Genomic DNA, 18,958 nt, shown 5'->3' with positions numbered 1-18,958 from the left:
CTCTCCCCGCCGCGAGGACCTCCCCGGAGGCGGTCGCGTCGACACGTCCGATCATACCGCAGGCCGCGACCGTCGAGATAGCGACGTCCCGGCCTTCCGGGGGCGTCGTCCGCATGGCTCGGACGCCGCGCGAGGCCGGCCGGAACTTGAGCTGGACCAACTCGGGCGGACCGGACATAGTACGTCGCCATTTCGTGGAGACGTCCCGCCACGGGCCCTCGCCCGTGGGAAGACCTGGAGCCCGCCCGCCGGCTTTCGATCGGCCCGAGGCTCCGCAAGGCTCAAAGCAAGGATGGTGCGGCCATGCGGCGACGCATACTCGTCCCGGCGTGTCTCTTGACGGCCTGCGCAGCTTTCTCGGCGGCCGGCTGCGACACCCTGAAGCCCTCGACCCGGAAGCACGCCGAGGCCGTGAAGGCCGACGAGGTCGAGGCGGTCGGCGGCTCGGCCGAGAAGGTGCTGGGCCTCGACGCCGACCCCAAGAAGCCCGCGCCCTTCTTCAAGAACAGCCGCAAGACCGGCGGCCTCAGCGACGAAGCCCGCGACATCGAGGCCAGCCTCGGCGTACGATGACGGCATGAACCCGATCCTGCGAGCCCTGCTCAACCGGCTCCTCGGCGACCGTGGCGAACGCGCAGCCGCCCGGCTGCTGCGCCGCGAGGGCCTGCGCGTGCTCCGCCGCGGCTACCGGACGGCGCACGGCGAGATCGACCTGATCGCGCGCGACGGGGACGTCCTCGTCTTCGTCGAGGTCAAGGCCCGCCGCCGCGGCGTCCCGGCCGAGGCCGTCACCGTCGAGAAGCAACGCCGGCTGACCCTCGCCGCGCTCCACTTCCTCAAGCGGCACGGCCTGCTCGAATGCCGCTCGCGGTTCGACGTCGTCTCCGTCCTCTGGCCCGACGACGACGGCGAGCCGACCCTCGAGCATTACCGCGACGCCTTCGAAGCCCAGGGCCGTGGCCAAATGTTCCGCTGAGGCGGTCCGCTCAATCCGTCCCCACCCATCGCAAGATCCGTTCGAGGACCCGCATCTGCGCCAGGCCGTCCTCGGCGGGGGCTTCGAGCGCGCCGGCGGCGACCGAGCGGTCGAACGAGTCGACCATGGCCGCGTACTGGTCGACGGCGGGGAACGTCAGGGTCTCGACGCGGTCGTCGCCCGCTCCCACGTCGGAAGGCGCGGACATCGTCCGCAGGACGGCCGTCGGGCCGGATGCGGGGGGGAGGTAGGCGTCGGGGACCGTGATCGAGCCCCGGGTGCCGACCAGCTCGTATGTGCATAGGAAGGGCTGTTCGAAGCTGCAGTCGACGGCGGCCAGGACGTCGCCCGGGAAGTGGAGCACGATGGCCACGTTCATGTCGACGCCGCTGGCGGACCGGGTGCCGACGGCCTGGCCGCTCCTGGGCTCGGCCCCCGCGAACAGCCGCGCGGCGTTCACGCCGTAGCAGCCGACGTCCCACACCGAGCCGCCGCCGCGGGCGGGGTCGAGCCGCCAGTCGGACAGGTCGATCGGGAACGAGAACGACGAGCGGATCAGCCTGAGCCGGCCGATCGCCCCCTCGTCGACCATCTTCCGGATCGCCAGCGTCCGGGGCTGATGCCGCCACATGAAGGCTTCCATCAGCAAGACCCCGCGCGATCGGCAGTGCTCCACCATCCGCCCGGCCTCGTCGGCGTCGAGCGCCAGCGGCTTCTCGCAGAGGACGTGCTTGCCGGCGTCGGCCGCCCGCATCACCCAGGGCTTGTGCAGCTCGTTGGGCAGCGGGACGTAGACCGCGTCGACCTCGGGGTCGGCGATCAGCTCCTCGTACGAGCCGTGCGCCCGGGGGATGGCGAACTCCCCGGCCCACGCCTTCGCCTGCCCCGCGTCCCGGCTCGCCAGCGCCGCCAGCGTCCCCGATTCCGACGCCCGGATCCCCGGGATCAGCCCGCGCCGACAGATCCGCGCGCAACCCAGCAAGCCCCATCGCAACCCCATGCCGACACCTCGCGACGACGTCCCCGATTCCGGCCGACCGACCCGCGGCATCGAAGATACCCCAGCGGCCCCCCGATGGCGACGGCCCGACGGCCTCGACCGCGCGTCACCTCGGTTCGAGCACGAACGTCGCCTCTTCCGTCTGGCCCTCGGCCAGCTTCATGGTCCGGCTCGCCGAGACATAGCCGTCGGCCCTCACGCTGACGAGCACCTCGCGGTCGGGCAGCATTTGCAACGTCCGATAGCGGCCGTCGTTGATCTCGCGTCGGAGCGAATCGGCCTGTCGCCGCCCGCCCAGCACGCGGACCGCGGGATCGCCCTCCAGGTCGAGCGCGTGGTACTGGACGTCGGCCTGGAATCCCTCGATCTGCCGCCCCTCCCTGGTCGTGGCGTTGATGAGGATGACCGGGGCGTCGTAGCGGACGATGTCGAAATCCTTGACGTCGTGGTCGAGCGTGCCGAGGTCGGCGATCTCGCCCACCGCCAACGGAGCCTCCTTGCCGATCCTGCGTCGCATCGAGGTGTACTCGCCCGCCAAGGTGTCGACCTTCGCCAGCCGCAGCCCGCGTGGGACCATCAGCGAGAAGATCCCCTGCGAATCCGGGTTGGTTCTTGCGAACCAGGATTCGCCGCCGATCTGTCCGAAGAGAGTGCTGCTCCAACCCGATCTGGGTCGCCCTTGGCTGTCGAGCCAGCGGCCCTCGACCACGACGTGGGGCGATTCGCGGATCTCCAGGACGGGGGGAGTGGCGTCCTCCGCGATCGAGACCTTCCGCGGCAAGAAGACCCCAGGCAGCTTGCGGCCCCGGCGTTCCGAGGGGTCCACGCGGATATCGATGGCGGTGGGGGCGACTTGATACTCCCCAGGGGGCAGGTGATTGAAAACGAACCGCCCTTCAGCGTCGGTCTCGGTCGTGCTGCGGATCTTGTCGGCGACATTCATCTGGTTGAGGGCGTCGGCATCCGGCCCGCTCTCCTGCTCGCGTCGGGCCGCGATCAGCAGGCGCGCGAGAGGCGTCCCCTGGAGGTCGACGACGCGCCCGGTCAGTGACGCGCCCGGCTTCAAACGAAACGTCCCGAGGTCCCCGCGCCGGCCGTCGGCCAGCACGTGCATCTGCGGGGCGTAAGTCTTCGGCAGGATCCAGAAGACCCCCGGACCGGGCGTGGTGATCGGCAAGCGGAACGCGCCATCGACGTCCGTCCTGGTGTGAGCGAAGGAGCCGGGCGCGTACATGCCCCAGGGGTGTTTGTCGACACGGGAATAGGCATGCACCTCGACACCCGCCGCAGGCGTGCCCTCGGGCGTCTCGACGCGCCCGGTGATCGGCTGCGCAGGGTCCAATTCGATCCTCTCGAAGAAGGGCCGGACTCCAAACCCTTCGTCCTTGCGGATGATCGCCAGGGCTTTGCCGAACCCGGTGCGGGTGGCGTAATCGGGGTGCTCGACGTCCAGTTGGACGTAGAGCGCCCGCTCGGCCGCCTGCTCGGGGGGGATCGTGAACGCGAATGTCCCGTCGGCCGCGGTCGTGTGCCGGGTCTCCTGCAAAATCCGATACACGTCATCCCGATAGATCGAGCGGCGGACGACCACGGCGGCCCCCGCGATCGGCTTGCCGGTGTCCTTGTCCTTGACGATCCCCTTGTAGTTCAGCGTCTCGCCCGCCGGTTTGGCGGCCTCGGGCGGCTTCGGGGCGTCTTGAGCAGCGGCCTCCTTCGGGGCCGGGGCGGCGTCGAGCCGGAGGCCCGAGGCGGCGAGGACGACGACGGCCGACGTGGCCACGGCGGCGAGGCTCCAGGCGGCGCGACAGCGGGGCTCCAGCGGTTCGCGGTCCTGAATCAGCATGACGACCCTCCGGTACAGGCTCGAGCGACGGTCGCCGATCCCCAGGGCGGCCCGGGACGGCCCGGCCTCGTGGATCCGCGCGAGGTGGAGGAGGAACGCGGCGTAGTCCTCGGCCGAGCCCGCCGCGGCGGCGCGGGCGTCGGCGAGATAGTCCTGGCAGAGGCGGAGCTGACGCCGGAGCCACCAGAACAGCGGTTGATAGAAGAGGACCAGGCCCGCCAGCCCGGCGAGGTTCCAGCCCCAGGCGTCGCGCCGCTCGACGTGCGACCACTCATGCGCCAGGGCGTAACGCAGCGCCCGGCCTTCCCGGCCGTCGCAGAGCGACGCGGGGAGCAGGATCACCGGCCGGAGCCAGGTGTACGTGAACGGCAGGGCGATCCGGTCGCTTTCGAGCAATCGGACCCGCTCGCCCGCGGGGCCGGCGAGGTCGATCAACACGTCGCGGGCCGCCCTCGGAGCCGGCCGCGCCGCGCGGGCGATCCGCCAGAGGGCGAACTGCCCGAGCCACCACCAGCCCGCCCAGCCGGCCGCCGCGACGATATAGGCCCCGGCCGCCATCACCCCGAACGAGGGCGCGACCTCGCGCCAGGAGGCCCGTCGTGGGGCGGGCGGTGCGGCGGATCCCTGGACGGAACGGGCCTTCGGCGACGGTCGCTCGACGGGTCCTTCATGGACCGTCTCATCGTGGAGCCTCGCCGCGATCGGGGCGGCCGTCTTCCGCTCGACCGGCGGAGCGACGGCCGACGCCGGGAGGAGGCCCAGCGACCATCGGGGGGTGAAGGGCAGGGCGGCCAGGCCGGGAATCGCGGCCGCGCCCAGCAGTGTCAGGACGACGAGCCGGGCGCGATGCACGGGCTGTCGACTGAGTCGGACGGCCAGGCTCCCCAGGACGAGGACGACCAGGCCGCCGCCGGCGGCGTTCGCCAGCCGGCCGCCGTCGAAGATCGGCCAGTCCATCTCAGCCTCCTTCGGTGTTCGTGCCGCCTCCGGACTCCTTCCGCTTCCGCGCCGCGGCGATCAGCCGCTCCAGCTCGCGAAGCTCCGCTCCGCTGGCGTCCTTGACTTCGAGCAGGCTCAAAACCACCTGATCGAGCGCCCCGTCGAACATCCGGTTCAGCAGCCGCGAGGTCACCCGGTCGCGCGTGTAGGTCGGCTCGTAGACGAACGTCCGCCCGTCGGCGCGATGCCGCACGAGCCCCTTCGTCTCCATGATCCGCAGCAGCGTCTGGATCGTGTTGAACGCCAGCTCGCCCCCGGGACACATCCGCTGATGCACCTCGCGCACGCTCCCCGAGCCCAGGGCCCAGAGCGCCTTGAGCACGTCCAGCTCCCTCGGACTCGGCTCCGATTCGGACATGGTTCGCCTCCCTCCACCTGACTTATTAAGTTAGGTGAAAAGTAGCGAGTCCTTGTCGGTCCGTCAAGAGTATCACCTAAAAACCCAGGTGAAGCTCCGCGGCGTTGACCCTTCTCCCCCCGGGAGAAGGACGGGACGAAGAGCGGTCGAGAGTTTCGAACTGGCATCCTGGTAGTACAATCCAGGAGAAGGGGCCGCGTGGGGAGGATCTTGATGAGCGACTTGCGGGGGGGGTCGAAAATGATGCGTCGTTTGGGCCGAACGAAGCCGATTTCCGGGACCGGCGATCGCAGCGCAAACAAAACCTCGGATTGACTTTGCATCAACCCACGGGCTTCAAAACTGCGCAGGAGCGAACCCGAGGATCGAAGCCGATTTCGGGTCCGTTCAGGCGGCGGGGTCGTCGCGGACGGCGATGATCGTCATGCCGTAGCGGTCGGCGAGGGCGACGACGTCGGGCTGGTCGACGACGATGGTCCTGTCGGCCTCGACGGCGAGCACGCGGCCGCCCGCCTTGTGGAGGTTCTCGACGGTCTTCACGCCGATGGTGGGGACGTCGAACCGCATGTCCTGCTGGGGCTTGGCGACCTTCACCAGGGTCCAGCCGCCGGCCCGGCAGAGCTGGCCGGCGCGTTCGATGCAGCGGTCGGTCCCCTCGATGGCCTCGATCGCCAGGGTGGCCTTCTCCTTGACCGCGACCGACTGGCCGACGTCGAGGCGGCCCATCTCCTTGGCCATCCGCCAGCCGAACTGCACGTCCAGGCGCTCCGCGGGCGACGGGGCGCGGCGGGTGAGGACCCCCTCCTTCACGAGGAGTTCCGGGCAGTAGTCGAGTGCCGAGGTGAAGGTCATACCGTCCCTCTCGAATTCGGCGATGACGGAGAGCAGCAGCGAGTCGTCGCGGTTGTCGGCCCGGTCGCGGCGGTACCACCACTGGACGGTCCGCAGGTCGGGGCAGAGGTGCAGCCAGCGCATGGGGGTGTAGATCACGTTCTTCGTGACCTTGCCCGCCATGACGATCTCCTTCACGCCGCGGCGGCGGAACGTGCGGATCATCCGGCCCATCTTGGCCACGCCCGCGACGTCGAACGTGGTGCAGATCTCGCGCAGCTCGGCGGGGGCCTCGTACTGGATCCCCACGCAGGCGACGGCGTAGCCCTGGCGGCGGGCGGCCTCGGCGAAGAGGATCGGGAACCGGCCGCTGCCGGCCAGCAGGCCGATCGCGGGCGCGTCGGGGTCGACGCGGGCGGGGCCCCGGCGGAGGCGGCCCAGTCCCAGGCCGCGACGGGTCGTTTCCTGCAGCGACGGCACGTCGAGTCTCCCTGGTTGAGATTCGGGCTCAGAAGCCGGTCGGGTCGGCGGCCCCGTCGCCGTCGTCGAAGCCGACGGTCCCGTCGTGGCTGGGGGTCATCGGCAGGATCGCCGAGACGGCCTCGATCTGGGCGGTCAGCTCGCGGAGCTGCTTGTACATGTCGGGGAGCCGGGCGATCATCTGGAACAGCCGGCGCTGCTCGCGGACGGGGATCGCCGGCGAGCCGAGCACCTGCTGGCCGCTGGGGATGTTGCGGTGCACGCCCGCCTGGGCGCCGACCACCACGCCGTCGCCGATCACGGTCTTGTCCTTGATCCCGGCCTGGCCGGCCATCACGACGTAGTCGCCGGTCTTGCAGCTGCCGGCGATCCCGACCTGGGCGCAGAGCAGGTTGTGGCGGCCGACCTGGTTGTTGTGGGCGATCATGACCAGGTTGTCGATCTTGGTCCCCTCGCCGATCCGGGTGGCCTCGAAGGTCGCCCGGTCGATCGTGCAGTTCGCGCCGATCTCGACGTCGGAGCCGACTTCGAGGCGGCCCGTGTGGGGGACCTTGACGTGCCGGCCGTCGACCTGGCGGTAGCCGAAGCCGTCGCCGCCCAGCACGGTGCCCGAGTGGATCTCGACCCGGTCCTCCAGCACGACGTCGGGATAGAGCACGACGTTGGGGTGGATGACGCAGTCGCGGCCGATGCGGACGCGGTCGCCGACCACGGCCCCGGGATGGATCGTCGAGCCCTCGCCGACCACCGCCTGGTCGCCGACGTAGGCGAACGGGTAGATGGCGGCCTCGGGGCCGATCAGCGCCGTGGGGGCGACCCACGACTGGGGGTGGACCCCGACCCAGCGGGCCTTGCTCGCGCCCGAGAGGTGCTTCCGCACCATGATGAACGCGGCGATCGGGTCGTCGACCTCGATCACGGCCAGGGTGTCCTTGACCGGCGTGCGCTTGCTGCGGAAGTGGGGGCCGACGATCGCGGCGGACGCCGGGGACGTCCGCAGCAGCTTCGCGTAGCGCTCGTTCTCGATGAACGTGATGTCGCCGGGGCCCGCCTCGTCCACCGGCCGCGCCGAGCGGATGGCGACGTTGCCGTCGCCCACGAGGCGGCCGCTGACCAAGGCCGCGAGCTGTTCGACCGTTGCGACCACTGGCGATTCCTTTCTTCCCTGAAAGGAGCAGACCAGGAAGGACCAAGGCGACGAATCAGGAGGTGGAGCTTCCGTTCCAGTCCGGTCTCTTTGGAAATCCGTTTCCCTGGGAGCCGCGATCCGTTCCGATCCGTCGTCGGCCTTGCCGGCCGCCGGGAATCTAAACCAACTCGTCCCCGCGGGCAAGCCGAGTCGAGGGCCGCCGACGGCCCGAGGCCGCCCTGGCGACGTCCTCGACGCCGTCCCCTCTCGTCAATCGTCCAGGAGGCCCGCCGAACTTCAGGCTTCCGCCCCCCGAAGCGCCGTAAGGGCGGTCAAATCGGTGACGCTGGGCACGTCGTCGACCCCTTCGCCGCGGCGGCTCAGGAAGAGCGCCGAGAGCCCGGCCCGACGCGCCCCGTGGACGTCGTTCTCCAGGTCGTCGCCCACCGACAGCACCCGGTCGGGGGGGAGCCCCATGCGCTCGCAGGCGGCCCGGAAGAAGGCCGCATGGGGCTTGCGGTAGCCGACTTCCGACGAGACCACGATCGCCTCGACGACGTCGGCCAGCTCCGGCAGGCCGGCGACCACCCTGTGCAGCCGGCCGTCGAAGTTCGAGCCGATGCAGACCCGCATCCCGGCCTCGCGGATGGCCTCGACGGCCGGGGCCGAGTCGGGGAAGGCCCGCCACGATTCGGGCCGGCCGAAATGATCCCAGAGTTCGTCGAAGGCCCGATCGGGGTCGGGCGCCTCGGGCAGGACCCGGGCCACGATCGCCCGCCACCGCCGCCGCTCGACCCCCTCGTCGGTCGACAGGACGCCGTCCGCCCCCTGGACCAGGTCGCCCCGGAAGGCCGCATGGAACCGCCCCCGCACCAGCTCGGGAGCCAGCTCCACCCCCTGCCGCGCGGCGGCCTCGGTGTAGGCCTCGGAGACGGAAGGCGTCGGCTTGATTAAAGTCCCCACGGCGTCGAGGACGATACCCTGGATACGTTCCCATTTCGGTTGCGTGTTCATCGACGTCCGTTGGTTGGCACCGTGGTTCTTCGGCCAGGCTGAGTTCCGCATCTCGTCCCGACCTTCGGCTCGCGGCCCCGTCACACTGGGTAAGCCGCGTTGATATTGTCGGGGCTGATGGACGTCAGGGGAAGTCGGATTTTCGACCGAGCGGGAGACGCGTCCTTTTCACCCAGGGAGTCGCCGCCATGCGTTCGCTCCACCACGGCCCGAGCCCCGTTCGCCAGGGTCCCCACGTCCACGCCGAGACCCTGCCGCCCGAGCAGGTCCAGGCGCTCGATCGGCGCCGGACGCTCGACCAGCAGCAACGGGCCTACCAGGGTATGCACACGCCGAGCCCGAACTCGGGATCGGGACGCCGGCCCCCCTCCTGATTGATCAGGCCGTCGGCTTCGGCCGGACCAGGCCCGCGGCGACGTCCACGTCGAGGTCCGCGGTCCGGCCGGCGGCCAGCTTGAGCAGGGCCACGCCGGCCATGGCCGCGTTGTCGGTGCAGAGCGAGAGGGGGGGGATGAAGGTCTCGACCCCCATCGCGTCCATCGCCGCGCCGAGCTTCTCGCGGAAGCGGCCGTTCGCCGCGACCCCGCCGCCGACCCCCAGCCGCTCCATGCCGGTCTGCTCGAGCGCCTGGCGGGCCTTGGCGACCAGGATGTCGACCACGGCCTCCTGGAAGCTCGCGGCGAGGTCTGCGGTCAGCTCGGGCGTCGGCTCGACGACCCCGCGCTCCTGGTTCGGCCCCCGCAGGGCGTACAGGACGGCCGTTTTGAGGCCCGAGAAGCTGAAAGCCAGCCGGGGCTCGTGCAGGAACGACCGGGGGAAGGCGAACGCCTTCGGGTTCCCGGCCTTCGCCGCGCGCTCGATCTCGGGGCCGCCGGGGTAGCCCAGGTTCAACAGGCTGGCGACCTTGTCGAACGCCTCGCCGGCCGCGTCGTCGATCGTCCCGCCCAGGAACGCGCAGTCGAGCGGTTCTCGGCAGGCGTAGAGGCTCGAATGCCCTCCGGAGACGACCAGGCCCACGCAGGGGAAGACCCGGCGGTCGGGGTGGGCGAGCTGGCAGGCGTAAAGGTGGCCTTCGAGGTGGTCCACGGCGACCAGCGGGACGTCGAGCGCCAGGGCGAGGGCCTTGGCGGCGGTCAGGCCGACGACCAGGGCCCCGACCAGGCCGGGGCGGGTCGATACGGCGACCGCGCCCACATCTTTGAGGCCGACGCCGGCCCGCTTGAGGGCCTCGTCGATCATCGGCACGACCTGGCGGACGTGGGCCCGCGAGGCGATCTCGGGCACCACCCCGCCGAACCTCTGGTGCAGGCCGATCTGCGACGAGACCACGCTCGACAGGATCCGCGGGACCGATTCCCCGAGGGGTTCCCGCCCTTCCAGCACCGCCGCGCCGGTCTCGTCGCAGGTCGACTCGATCGCCAGCAGGATCACGCGGCCTTCTTCTCCTCGGCCGGTGCGGGGGCGTCGAGCTTGCCCTTGAGGACTTCGAGGGCCTTGTCCAGGACCTTGTCGACGAAGGGGGGCGCGCCCTCGGGAGGCGTGGCGGCCTTGGGGGGCTCGGGCTTGGTCGGATCGGCCGGGGGCTTCTCGTCCTTGGGGACGTCCTTGGTCTCGACCTTCTCCTTGTTGTCCTGGGCCTTCTCGGCGTCGGACTTGGCCTCGACGGGCTTCTTGGCCGCGTTGAGCTTGGCAAGCGCCGGGAGGTCGCGGCCGCGGCGGGCGAGGAACCAGTCGCGGTACTCGGCGGGGGTGAGCTTGACCTCCATGCCCGGGTCGGGCGTGACGCCCCACTTGTCGCTGGCCTTGGCGTCGCGGAAGCGGTGGATGTTCTCGCCGGAGGGCCGGTGGTAGCTGGCGACGGTCAGCTTGAGCACGCTGTTGCCGTCTTCCAGCTCCAGGATGTTCTGGACCGAGCCCTTGCCGTAGCTGCGCGAGCCGACGACCACGGCCCGCTTGTGGTCCTGCAAGGCGGCCGAGACGATCTCCGACGCCGAGGCCGAGTTGCCGTTCACGAGGACGGCCATCGGCAGCGACTCGTAGGGGCTGTCCTGCTGGGCGACGTACGACTTGGGGATGGTGTTCCGCCCCTTGGTACTGACGATGTCCCCCTTGTCGAGGAACAGGTCCGACACCTCGACCGCCGCGCTCAGGAGGCCGCCCGGGTCGTCGCGGAGGTCGAGGACCACGGCCCTGGCCCCCTCGTCCTTCAGCTTGTCGAGGGCCTTGCGGACCTCGTCGCCGGTCGACTGCATGAAGTTGGTGATGCGGATGTAGCCGATCTTCTTGTCTTTATCGAGCATGAAGTCCCAGCTGCCGTCCTTCTCGCGGCGCTCGCCCAAAACGCTGGGGACCTCGATGACGGCCCGGCTGAGCTTGATCGGCGTGGGCTGCTCGGAACCTTCGTGCAGCACGTTCAGCTCGACCTCGGTGCCGGGGCGGCCGGTCAGGGTCTCGACGGCCTTGTCCGACGACATGCCCTCGGTCGAGTGGCCGTCGATCTCCAGGATCAGGTCGCCGGCCAGGATCCCGGCCTCGTACGCCGGGGTGTTGACCATCGGCGCGATGACCCGGAGGCGGCCCGTGTCGTGGTCGATGCCGACCTGGATGCCGATGCCGCCGAACTTGCCCTCGATCTGCTTGCGGAACTGCTGCCATTCGCCCATGTTGATGTAAGACGAATGCTGGTCGAGGTTCTGGAGCATCCCTTCCAGGGCGCTCTCCAGCAGCTCCTTGCGGTTGACGGGGCGGACGTAATTGGCCTCGACCTTCTCGACCGCGTCGACGAAGAGGCCGTACAGCTCGAGCATCTCGTCCTTGGGCTTGGCGGCGCGGGTCCCGCTCGCCAGCCAGCACAAGGGGCTCAGGACGGCCGCGGCGGCCAGGGCCAGAAAGATCCGTCTCCGTCTCGACATCGGCGAGCCTCCCAGGTTGTCGCACCCACGCCGCCCGCCCCGTTGGGGCCGAGCGGTCCAGTCGTTCAAGTCTAGTCGACGACCGCCGCGAGCGGCAAGCTCAGCCCCGGCCGGCCCCCGCCAGCGCCGCGAGGACGCCCGACGTCCCCGCGACCGGCGCGCGGCAGGTGAAGTTCTCGCAGTCGTAGAGCGTGACGTGGTCGTCGACGGCGGGCCGGGCTTCCAGCAGCGGGACGAGCTTCGCCAACGCCTCGCGATCCTCGGCGGGGGCCGGGGCGACGACGGCGTGGGGGAGGAACCGCGCGAAGGCGGCGTCGAGCGCGGCGGCGAACTCGCGGCGGTCCGACCCGGCGACGATCGCCAGCTCGCGAGGGGGGGCGAGCAGGAAGTCGAGCGCGATGAGGGTCTGGCCGCCCGCGGAGGGCGCGCCTTCGAGGATCTTCGCGGCGGCCTCGACGGCCTGGCGGCCGATCGTCGCGAGGTCCTCCCGGCCCGTCAGCGCGGCCAGGCGGACCAGGGCGGTCGCCGCCATGCCGTTGCCCGAGGGGGTCGCGTCGTCGAACAGGTCCTTCTGGCGCGTGAGCAGGGTTTCGTGGCTCGCGCCCGTGTAGTAGAAGCCGCCGTGCCCGGCGTCGCGGAACTCGGCGACCATCACGTCGGCCAGCTCGACGGCCGAGGCCAGCCAGCGCGGGCCGCCGGTCGCCTCGAACAGCCGGGTCAGGCCGTCGATCAGGCAGGCGTAGTCGTCGAGATAGCCGTTGAGCTTGGCGATCCCGTCCTTGTAAGTATGGAGCAGCCGCCCGTCGGACGTCCGCAGCCGGTCGAGCAGGAACGCCGCGGCCTTTTCGGCGGTCTCCAGGAAGCGGGGCTCGGCCAGGGCCCGCCCCGCCTGCGCGAGCGCGGCGATCGCCAGGCCGTTCCAGGCGACGAGCACCTTCGTGTCCTTGCCCGGCGCGATGCGGCGGCCGCGCACGGCCAGCAGGGTCGCCCGCGACTCGGCCAGCTCGGCCTCCAGCTCGTCGGCGTCGCGGCCCAGGTCCTTGGCGGACTCGGCGATCGGCCGGGGGAGGTTCAGGATGTTCTTCCGCTCCCAGTTGCCGGCCGGCGAGACGTCGTAGGTGAGCGCGAAGTTCCGCCCCAGGTCGACGCCGAGGACTTCGAGGATCTCGCCCAGCGACCAGACGTAGTACTTGCCCTCCTCGCCCTCGCTGTCGGCGTCCTCGGTCGAGTAGAAGGGGCCGTCGGGGTCGGTCATGCGGTCCAGGACGTAGCCCAGCGTGGCGCGCGCCGTGCGGGCGAAGCTCGCCTCGCCGGTCGCCTGGAAGGCCTCGACGTAGGCCGAGGCCAGCAGGGCGTTGTCGTAGAGCATCTTCTCGAAGTGGGGGGCCAGCCAGCGCTCGTCGGTGGAGTAGCGGGCGAAGCCGCCGCCGAGGTGGTCGTAGATGCCGCCCCGAGCCATCTTGCCGAGCGTGAACGTCGCGGCGTGCAGCGCCTGGGCGTCGCCGGTGCGCGCGAACTGCCGCAGCAGCACGCGGAGGTCCATCGGGTGCGGGAACTTGGGCGCCTGGCCGAAGCCGCCGTGGCGGGCGTCGAAGTTCCGGATCAGGGCCTTCGCCGCGTGGTCGAGCAGCGCGGTCGAGAGCGGAGACGCCTCGCCCTTCCCCCGGCCGGCATCGGCCGCGTTCCGCAGGTGCGAGGTCATCTCGACGGCCGACTGGCGGATCTCGCCCCGGCGCTCGGCCCATGCGCGATGGACGCTCAGCAGGACGCGCGGGAACCCCGGCATGCCCCGCGAGTCGCTGGGGGGGAAATACGTGCCGCCGAAGAACGGCTCCCCTTCAGGCGTCAGGAAGACCGACATCGGCCAGCCCCCCTGGCCGGTCATCGCCTGGACGGCGTTCATGTAGATCTGGTCGAGGTCGGGACGCTCCTCGCGGTCGACCTTGATGTTCACGAAGTGGGCGTTCATGATCCGGGCGATGTCCGGATTCTCGAAGCTCTCCCGCTCCATGACGTGGCACCAGTGGCACGCCGAGTAGCCGATGGACAGGAAGATGGGCCGGTCCTCGGCCTTCGCCAGCTCGAGCGCCTCGTGGCCCCAGGGGTGCCACTCCACCGGGTTGTGCGCGTGCTGCAGCAGATAGGGGCTGGTCTCGCCCGCCAGGCGGTTGGCGGGGTGCTCGGACGCGCCGGCGCGATCGGGGCTCGCATGTGATGACGACATGCCGGGATTCTAGGCCCCCGCGCGCTACGTCGTCAACGACGCCCGGGCGATTCGCGGGCCGGCCTCAGACCTCGTTCGCCAGCGAGTAGATGCCGTGGCCCTCGCGCTTGAGCTTGCCCTCGGTCGCCAGCTCTTCCCAGATGCCCGGGGGGTGGCCGGCGGGGGGGGTGATGCCGCCGATGCGCGAGGTCTTGGTGCCGGGGCTCAGGCCGGACTGGTCGTCCAGGCGCGCGAGCTTGAGCCGCTTCTTGAAGGCCTTGTACGCGTGCTTGCGCTCTTCTTCGGTGGACATGTTCGGGCTCCCAGGCCGGCGGAGGGAGGGTCGTCCGCCAGGGGTCGGGGTCAGACCGCGTCGGCGAGTCGACGACTGACGACGTCGAGCAGTCGCCCGACTTCTCCGGTCTGGAAATTGCCGTTGAACCGGACGCTGAACGTCCTCTCGTCCGGTTCCGAACCATTGCCGACGGCGTCTCGGGAGTGGATGACGACGCCTTGAAACGTGGTGCGGCGGAGGACCTCCTCGATGAGGTCCTCGGTCGCGAAGAGCTCCAGCTCGGGAACGCTCATCCTCGTCCTCGGTGAGAATGGGAGGAGCCCGCCCGACTCCCCGCGACCGCGCCGTTGCGGATTCGCATCCGGATCGGCGGCCTCCCGCCGCATTCTAGCGGGCCTTTCCGAGGCGTGGAAGGTCAAGGCGGCCATCACGACTCGAGGCGCCGAGGTCGCGCGGCGACGCCTCTCGACCGGGGCCCGGATGACCGGGCCGATGGCGCCTTTCGAGGGACGCCCCGATGCGCGACGACTCCTGGCCTGGCTCAGGACGAGAGCGACGACAGGAGGACGTCGCGATAGGTCCGAATCCGGGATCGATCCTCCCCACGCTCGACGGACGTGTCGTCGGGGTATTCGATGGCCAGCCGCACGCGGTCGCCCCGAATCTCCACGACGGTGACGACCACGTCGTCACCGATCACGACGCCTTCGCCCTCTTCCCTGGGGATGATGATCACGGTTCCACCTCGTTGCTAAGCCCCTGGGTCCCATCCGACCGACGCCCGGGGAGGACGGCGGGCGGCACGACCTCCCGATTGTAGCGAGGCGCCCCCACCCGTCAATCGCTTACTCCGGCCCGCGACCGAGCCCCACGGCGACGACCGCACTTGCGCGGACGAAATGGCGTTTTTTTCGGATTCGCGGCGGCGCCGGACGGCTCGCCGCGGGGTCGTCAGGCACCGCGCCAGGCCAACTCGGCGCGTTCGCCGTCCTTCGACCGATCGCCGCCGGTGCATCGCAGCTCGAACGTCGCCCCCCGGCCGTCGCGGAGCGGCTCGAAGCGGCACCAGCCCACGGGCTCGGTTTTTTCGAAGGGGTAGGCGACCGCCGGCAGGTTGACGAGGTGCAGCCCGTCCTCCTCGCTCCGCCGCCAGGCGTGGGTGTGGCCGTACACGAGGGCCTTCACCTGCTTGCGAGGCCGGAGGATGTCGAGCAGCGCGGCCGTGTCCTGCAACGTCCCCGGCGCGGGCTCGGCCGTGGGCGAGGGGTTGTGGTGCACCAGGACGACCGTCGCCGCGGCGGGCGCGGCGTCGAGGGTCCTCGCCAGCCAGGCGCGCTGGGCCTCGCCGAGGAGCCCGGGGACCTCGTCCACCTTGTCGAGCGAATCCAGCAGCACCAGCCGCGCGCCGGCGGCCTCCACGACGGCGGCGCATCGGCCCTCGACCGCGGCCTCGGCTTCCTGGTGCAGCGCCTTGCGGAACGCGTCGCGGTCGTCGTGGTTGCCCAGGGTCAGGTGGACGGGGATCCCGCGCTCGCGGAGCGGGGCGACGAGCTCCAGGAACCGGCCGTAGTCGCCGGGCTGGCCGTTCTTGAGCGCGAGGTCGCCGACGACCGCCACGCACGCGGGCGGCCTCGGCTGCGCGAGCACGTCGGCGACGACGGCGCGCAGGCTGGCGCTCACGTTGAAGGCGTCGCGCACGACCTTGCCGGCGTCCTGGTCGATGTGCGTGTCGGCCAGCAGCGCGACGTAGCCGCCCGGCTCGTCGCGCCCGGCCGCGGACGTCGGCCGGATCCCGGGGAGGACGAGCGCGGCCCCCCCCAGGGCGAGGCTGTTGAGGAACGTGCGACGCGAGGTCGGGGGCAGATGGATCGGCATGGCTCGGCTTCCCATCGTCGGCGGCGGGTTCGATCTTCGTCGGGGCTGCGGGCCGCCTCGGCGACTCCGCACCCCTCCCTCGAACGGGTATCCGCGTTCGGGGCGCCGGAATCAAGGGGGGATCGCTCCCTCCCGGCCGGCGTCCCGCGGGGGGCCGGCCTCCTGGCGGGTGGCGACGGGCGCCGTCCTTGGTTATGATTCGTGCTTCCAAAACCCAGGTCTCCGGCGAAGCCTCCGGGTCGAGAAAGGCTGACGCTGACATGGAAACGAGCGCCGTGCGAGAGACGACGAAGCCCAAGCCCCGCCGATGGTACCGTCGCGTGGCTGACAAGGTCCTCAGCGAGAATCGCATCCAGCAGATGAAGTCCTACGTCTGGCGGTTCAAGAAGGACAACTGGTACATCGGCAGGTACATCGAGCTCACCGGGGACGTGATCGACTTCCACGGCGTCAAGGTCTCCCTCGACAACCCGCTGATCCGGACGCGCGCCAAGAGCCTGATGTATTACGGCTGGCACGAGAACGACGAGATCGACTACACGCTCAAGTACCTCGACCCGGCCCTGCCGACGGTCGAGTTCGGGGCGTCGATCGGGGCCCTGTCCTGCATCACGAACCGCCATCTGCAGCGGCCGACCGAGCACGTCGTCGTCGAGGCGAACCCCGTGGTCGTGCCGACGCTGCTGAAGAACCGCGAACTCAACGGCTGCCGCTTCCAGATCATCTCCGCGGCCGTCGGGGCCGAGAACGCGCTCATCGAGTTCCAGATCGACGACCACCTCGAGAGCCGGATCTCGAGCGGGGGCGACAGCCGCGTCACGGTCGCCGCGATCGGGCTGAAGGACATCCTCAAGCATCGCGGCTTCCAGACGATCAACCTCCAGATCGACGTCGAGGGGGCCGAGATCGCGCTGGTCGACGACGAGCTGGAAACCCTGCGCGCGCACGTCAAGCACATCGTCATGGAAACCCACGCGCGTTTCCTCACCGGCGACGGGACCGAGAAGATGCTCGAGAAGCTCGAGCGGGCGGGCTTCGAATGCCTCGTGGCGGCGACGCCCAGCAGCCCCGTGGTCGTCTTCCGGAATCGCGCGCTCGACGGGCCCACGCGGGCGGAATAGTCCTCGGCCGGACGTCGGGGCGACGTCCGTCCCCTTTGCGGATCGGGACCCCATGGGCTACGAAGTCGAGGTGAAGTATCGCGACGTCGACCACGACGCCCTGCGCCGCGCGCTGGCCGCGCTCGGGGCCGAGGAGCGGGGGACCGTCGACGAGGAGGATTCGTACCTGAACCACCCGGCGCGCGACTTCGCCGTCACCAACGAGGCGTTCCGGATCCGGCGCGTCGGCGGCGACAACCGCGTCACCTACAAGGGGCCGAAGGAGGCCGGGCCGACCAAGACCCGCGAGGAGATCGAGATCCCCTTCGACGCCGGCCCGGAACGCCACGAGCAGCTCGCCCGGCTGTTCGACCGGCTCGGGTTCCGGCGCGTGGCCGTCGTCCGCAAGCGGCGGACCTCGTTCCACCTCCGGTTCGACGGCCACGACCTGGAGACGACCCTCGACCGCGCCGAGGGGCTGGGCGACTTCGCCGAGGTCGAGGCCCTGGCGCACGGCCGCGACGACCTCCCCCGGGCCCAGCAGGCGGTCCTCGGCCTCGCCGCGAAGCTCGGCCTGACGGAGGTCGAGCCCCGCTCGTACCTCCGCATGCTCCTGGAGAAACGGCGGCAGGCGCGTCCGTGAACGCGCCTGCATCGGTCGATCGAACGCCGGGGGCGATTCAGACGCCGTCGTCCGCCTCGACGGAATCGAGCCCGACCGGGTCGAGGTCGAGCGACCGGGCGTGGGGGCCGCGGTAGGCCGTATCCGTCGCGGCGTGGTCGCGGAGCCACGCGAGGATCCGGTCGGCCGCGCGGGCGGTCGCGCCGGGGCGGGCGGCCGTGTAGCGGAGCGCGGCCAGGGCGGCCGTGGCGCGGGCCTTCGCCTCGGGGTCGCCGAGCCAGCTCTCGGCGTGGCGGACCAGCTCGTCCGAGACGTCCCGGCTCGTCAGGTATTCGGGCATCAGCTCGGCGTCGGCGAGCAGGTTGACGAGCGTGATGTACTTCGCCTTGATGAACGGCCGCGCGATGACCAGGTCGATCGGCCGGACCTTGTACAGGATCACGGTCGGCAGCGCCTCCATCATCAGCTCCAGGCTGACGGAGCCGGAGACCGACCAGGCGACGTCCGCGACCCGGATCAGCTCGGGCGTCCGGGCGGAGAAGACCTCCAGGTCGGGGGCGGGCAGGCCCGCGAGCCCCTGGAGCGTGTCGGCGATGATCCCCTCGGCCAGCACGCGGTGGGGCTCGTGCAGGCAGGCGACGGCGAAGCGGACGTCGGGCCGGCGGGCCGCGAGCTTGGCCGCGGCGCGGATCAGGATCGGCAGGTTCCGCTTCAGTTCGAGCGTCCGGGAGCCGGGCAGGATCGCCAGCAGCGGCCGGCCGTGGGCCTCCTGGGCGGTCGTGAACGCCTCGTCCAGGTCGCGGTCCTGGAGCTCGTCGAAGTACGGGTGGCCGACGTGGACCGCGTTCGCGTAGCCGTGCTCGCGATACCAGGCCGGCTCGAACGGCAGGCTGCACAGGACCAGGTCGACGAACCGGCGGACCTTCTCCACCCGCCAGCCGGCCCACGCCCAGAGCTGGGGGGGGACGAAGTAGAACACCGGCACCCCGCGCGCCCGGGCGCGGCGGGCGACCCACCAGTTCAGGCCCGGGTAGTCGACCAGCACCACGGCGTCGGGCTTCTCGTCCCGGAAGCAGCGGTCGGCCATGACGAGCACGCGGACGAACGTGACGATGTTCTGGAAGACGCTCAGGAACCACATCACCGCCAGGTTCACGAGCGGGTATTTCAGCGTCGCGCCCGCCTCGATCATCCTGGGCCCGCCGAAGCCGGTGAACTCGGCCTCGGGGACGCGCTCGCGCAGCGCGTGGATCAGGTTCGCGGCGTGCAGGTCGCCGCTGGGCTCGCCGGCCGAGATGAAGATCTTCATCCTTGGGTCGCT

The 18,958-nt window shown here is 70.8% G+C and carries 19 protein-coding genes; 5 read left to right on the top strand and 14 right to left on the bottom strand.

The window, feature by feature from the left end:
- Window positions 1–303: 303 nt before the first annotated feature.
- Window positions 304–573 (top strand): hypothetical protein, encoded by a 270-nt coding sequence (locus PZE19_RS16000; RefSeq protein WP_277861638.1) that lies wholly within the window; start codon window positions 304–306, stop codon window positions 571–573.
- Window positions 574–577: 4 nt separating this feature from the next.
- Window positions 578–976 carry a YraN family protein gene (locus tag PZE19_RS15995; RefSeq protein ID WP_277861637.1) on the top strand — a complete coding sequence of 133 codons (399 nt, stop codon included), beginning with the start codon at window positions 578–580 and terminating at the stop codon, window positions 974–976.
- Between the two features lie 10 nt (window positions 977–986).
- Here the strand turns inward: PZE19_RS15995 and PZE19_RS15990 are convergent, their stop codons facing one another.
- From PZE19_RS15990 to PZE19_RS15965, 6 genes are all read right to left on the bottom strand, one after another.
- Window positions 987–1,976: a Gfo/Idh/MocA family protein gene (locus tag PZE19_RS15990; protein ID WP_277861636.1), complete on the bottom strand. Its 990-nt coding sequence runs from the start codon at window positions 1,974–1,976 to the stop codon at window positions 987–989.
- 106 nt (window positions 1,977–2,082) lie between these two features.
- Complete coding sequence (locus PZE19_RS15985; RefSeq protein WP_277861635.1) at window positions 2,083–4,776, bottom strand: M56 family metallopeptidase; 2,694 nt, start codon at window positions 4,774–4,776, stop codon at window positions 2,083–2,085.
- A 1-nt stretch (window position 4,777) separates the two neighbouring features.
- A complete protein-coding gene (locus tag PZE19_RS15980; RefSeq protein WP_277861634.1) occupies window positions 4,778–5,176 on the bottom strand; it encodes a BlaI/MecI/CopY family transcriptional regulator in 399 nt (132 codons plus the stop codon).
- A 387-nt stretch (window positions 5,177–5,563) separates the two neighbouring features.
- Window positions 5,564–6,487: an LpxI family protein gene (locus tag PZE19_RS15975; RefSeq protein WP_277861633.1), complete on the bottom strand. Its 924-nt coding sequence runs from the start codon at window positions 6,485–6,487 to the stop codon at window positions 5,564–5,566.
- A gap of 28 nt (window positions 6,488–6,515) precedes the next feature.
- Window positions 6,516–7,634 carry a UDP-3-O-(3-hydroxymyristoyl)glucosamine N-acyltransferase gene (gene lpxD, locus PZE19_RS15970; protein ID WP_277861632.1) on the bottom strand — a complete coding sequence of 373 codons (1,119 nt, stop codon included), beginning with the start codon at window positions 7,632–7,634 and terminating at the stop codon, window positions 6,516–6,518.
- Between the two features lie 279 nt (window positions 7,635–7,913).
- Complete coding sequence (locus PZE19_RS15965) at window positions 7,914–8,630, bottom strand: HAD family hydrolase (RefSeq protein WP_277861631.1); 717 nt, start codon at window positions 8,628–8,630, stop codon at window positions 7,914–7,916.
- Window positions 8,631–8,818: 188 nt separating this feature from the next.
- On the opposite strand from PZE19_RS15965, the gene PZE19_RS15960 reads away from it, so the two are divergent.
- Window positions 8,819–9,004, top strand: coding sequence for a hypothetical protein (locus tag PZE19_RS15960; protein WP_277861630.1), 186 nt, complete (start codon window positions 8,819–8,821; stop codon window positions 9,002–9,004).
- Window positions 9,005–9,008: 4 nt separating this feature from the next.
- Here the strand turns inward: PZE19_RS15960 and tsaD are convergent, their stop codons facing one another.
- The 7 genes from tsaD to PZE19_RS15925 all read right to left on the bottom strand — a co-directional run bounded on the left by tsaD (window position 9,009) and on the right by PZE19_RS15925 (window position 15,915).
- On the bottom strand, window positions 9,009–10,061 hold the full coding sequence (tsaD, locus tag PZE19_RS15955) for a tRNA (adenosine(37)-N6)-threonylcarbamoyltransferase complex transferase subunit TsaD (RefSeq protein WP_277861629.1): 1,053 nt from the start codon (window positions 10,059–10,061) through the stop codon (window positions 9,009–9,011).
- The gene (locus tag PZE19_RS15950; RefSeq protein ID WP_277861628.1) at window positions 10,058–11,542 is read right to left on the bottom strand and encodes a S41 family peptidase; all 1,485 of its coding nucleotides are present in this window, start codon (window positions 11,540–11,542) and stop codon (window positions 10,058–10,060) included. The genes tsaD and PZE19_RS15950 overlap by 4 nt, the downstream gene beginning before the upstream one ends.
- Before the next feature lie 100 nt (window positions 11,543–11,642).
- The gene (locus PZE19_RS15945; RefSeq protein WP_277861627.1) at window positions 11,643–13,766 is read right to left on the bottom strand and encodes a thioredoxin domain-containing protein; all 2,124 of its coding nucleotides are present in this window, start codon (window positions 13,764–13,766) and stop codon (window positions 11,643–11,645) included.
- Between the two features lie 64 nt (window positions 13,767–13,830).
- The gene (locus PZE19_RS15940; protein WP_277861626.1) at window positions 13,831–14,058 is read right to left on the bottom strand and encodes a hypothetical protein; all 228 of its coding nucleotides are present in this window, start codon (window positions 14,056–14,058) and stop codon (window positions 13,831–13,833) included.
- Window positions 14,059–14,108: 50 nt separating this feature from the next.
- On the bottom strand, window positions 14,109–14,333 hold the full coding sequence (locus PZE19_RS15935) for a hypothetical protein (protein ID WP_277861625.1): 225 nt from the start codon (window positions 14,331–14,333) through the stop codon (window positions 14,109–14,111).
- Between the two features lie 248 nt (window positions 14,334–14,581).
- On the bottom strand, window positions 14,582–14,776 hold the full coding sequence (locus PZE19_RS15930) for a carbon storage regulator (protein WP_277861624.1): 195 nt from the start codon (window positions 14,774–14,776) through the stop codon (window positions 14,582–14,584).
- Window positions 14,777–14,991: 215 nt separating this feature from the next.
- The gene (locus PZE19_RS15925) at window positions 14,992–15,915 is read right to left on the bottom strand and encodes a metallophosphoesterase family protein (protein ID WP_277861623.1); all 924 of its coding nucleotides are present in this window, start codon (window positions 15,913–15,915) and stop codon (window positions 14,992–14,994) included.
- Between the two features lie 275 nt (window positions 15,916–16,190).
- Here PZE19_RS15925 and PZE19_RS15920 point away from each other — a divergent pair, with 275 nt between their 5' ends.
- Both PZE19_RS15920 and cyaB read left to right on the top strand, forming a co-directional pair.
- Entirely contained in the window at window positions 16,191–17,036 is an 846-nt protein-coding gene (locus PZE19_RS15920) for an FkbM family methyltransferase (RefSeq protein WP_277861622.1), read from the top strand.
- A gap of 52 nt (window positions 17,037–17,088) precedes the next feature.
- Window positions 17,089–17,658: a class IV adenylate cyclase gene (gene cyaB / locus PZE19_RS15915; RefSeq protein WP_277861621.1), complete on the top strand. Its 570-nt coding sequence runs from the start codon at window positions 17,089–17,091 to the stop codon at window positions 17,656–17,658.
- A 37-nt stretch (window positions 17,659–17,695) separates the two neighbouring features.
- Here the strand turns inward: cyaB and lpxB are convergent, their stop codons facing one another.
- Entirely contained in the window at window positions 17,696–18,946 is a 1,251-nt protein-coding gene (gene lpxB / locus PZE19_RS15910; RefSeq protein WP_277861620.1) for a lipid-A-disaccharide synthase, read from the bottom strand.
- Window positions 18,947–18,958: the final 12 nt, after the last annotated feature.

The sequence above is a fragment of the Paludisphaera mucosa genome (genome assembly GCF_029589435.1).
Taxonomy (GTDB): Bacteria; Planctomycetota; Planctomycetia; order Isosphaerales; family Isosphaeraceae; genus Paludisphaera; species Paludisphaera mucosa.
The sequence above is the reverse complement of the archived record's forward strand: the minus strand, read 5'-3'. Positions and strand labels throughout refer to the sequence as shown.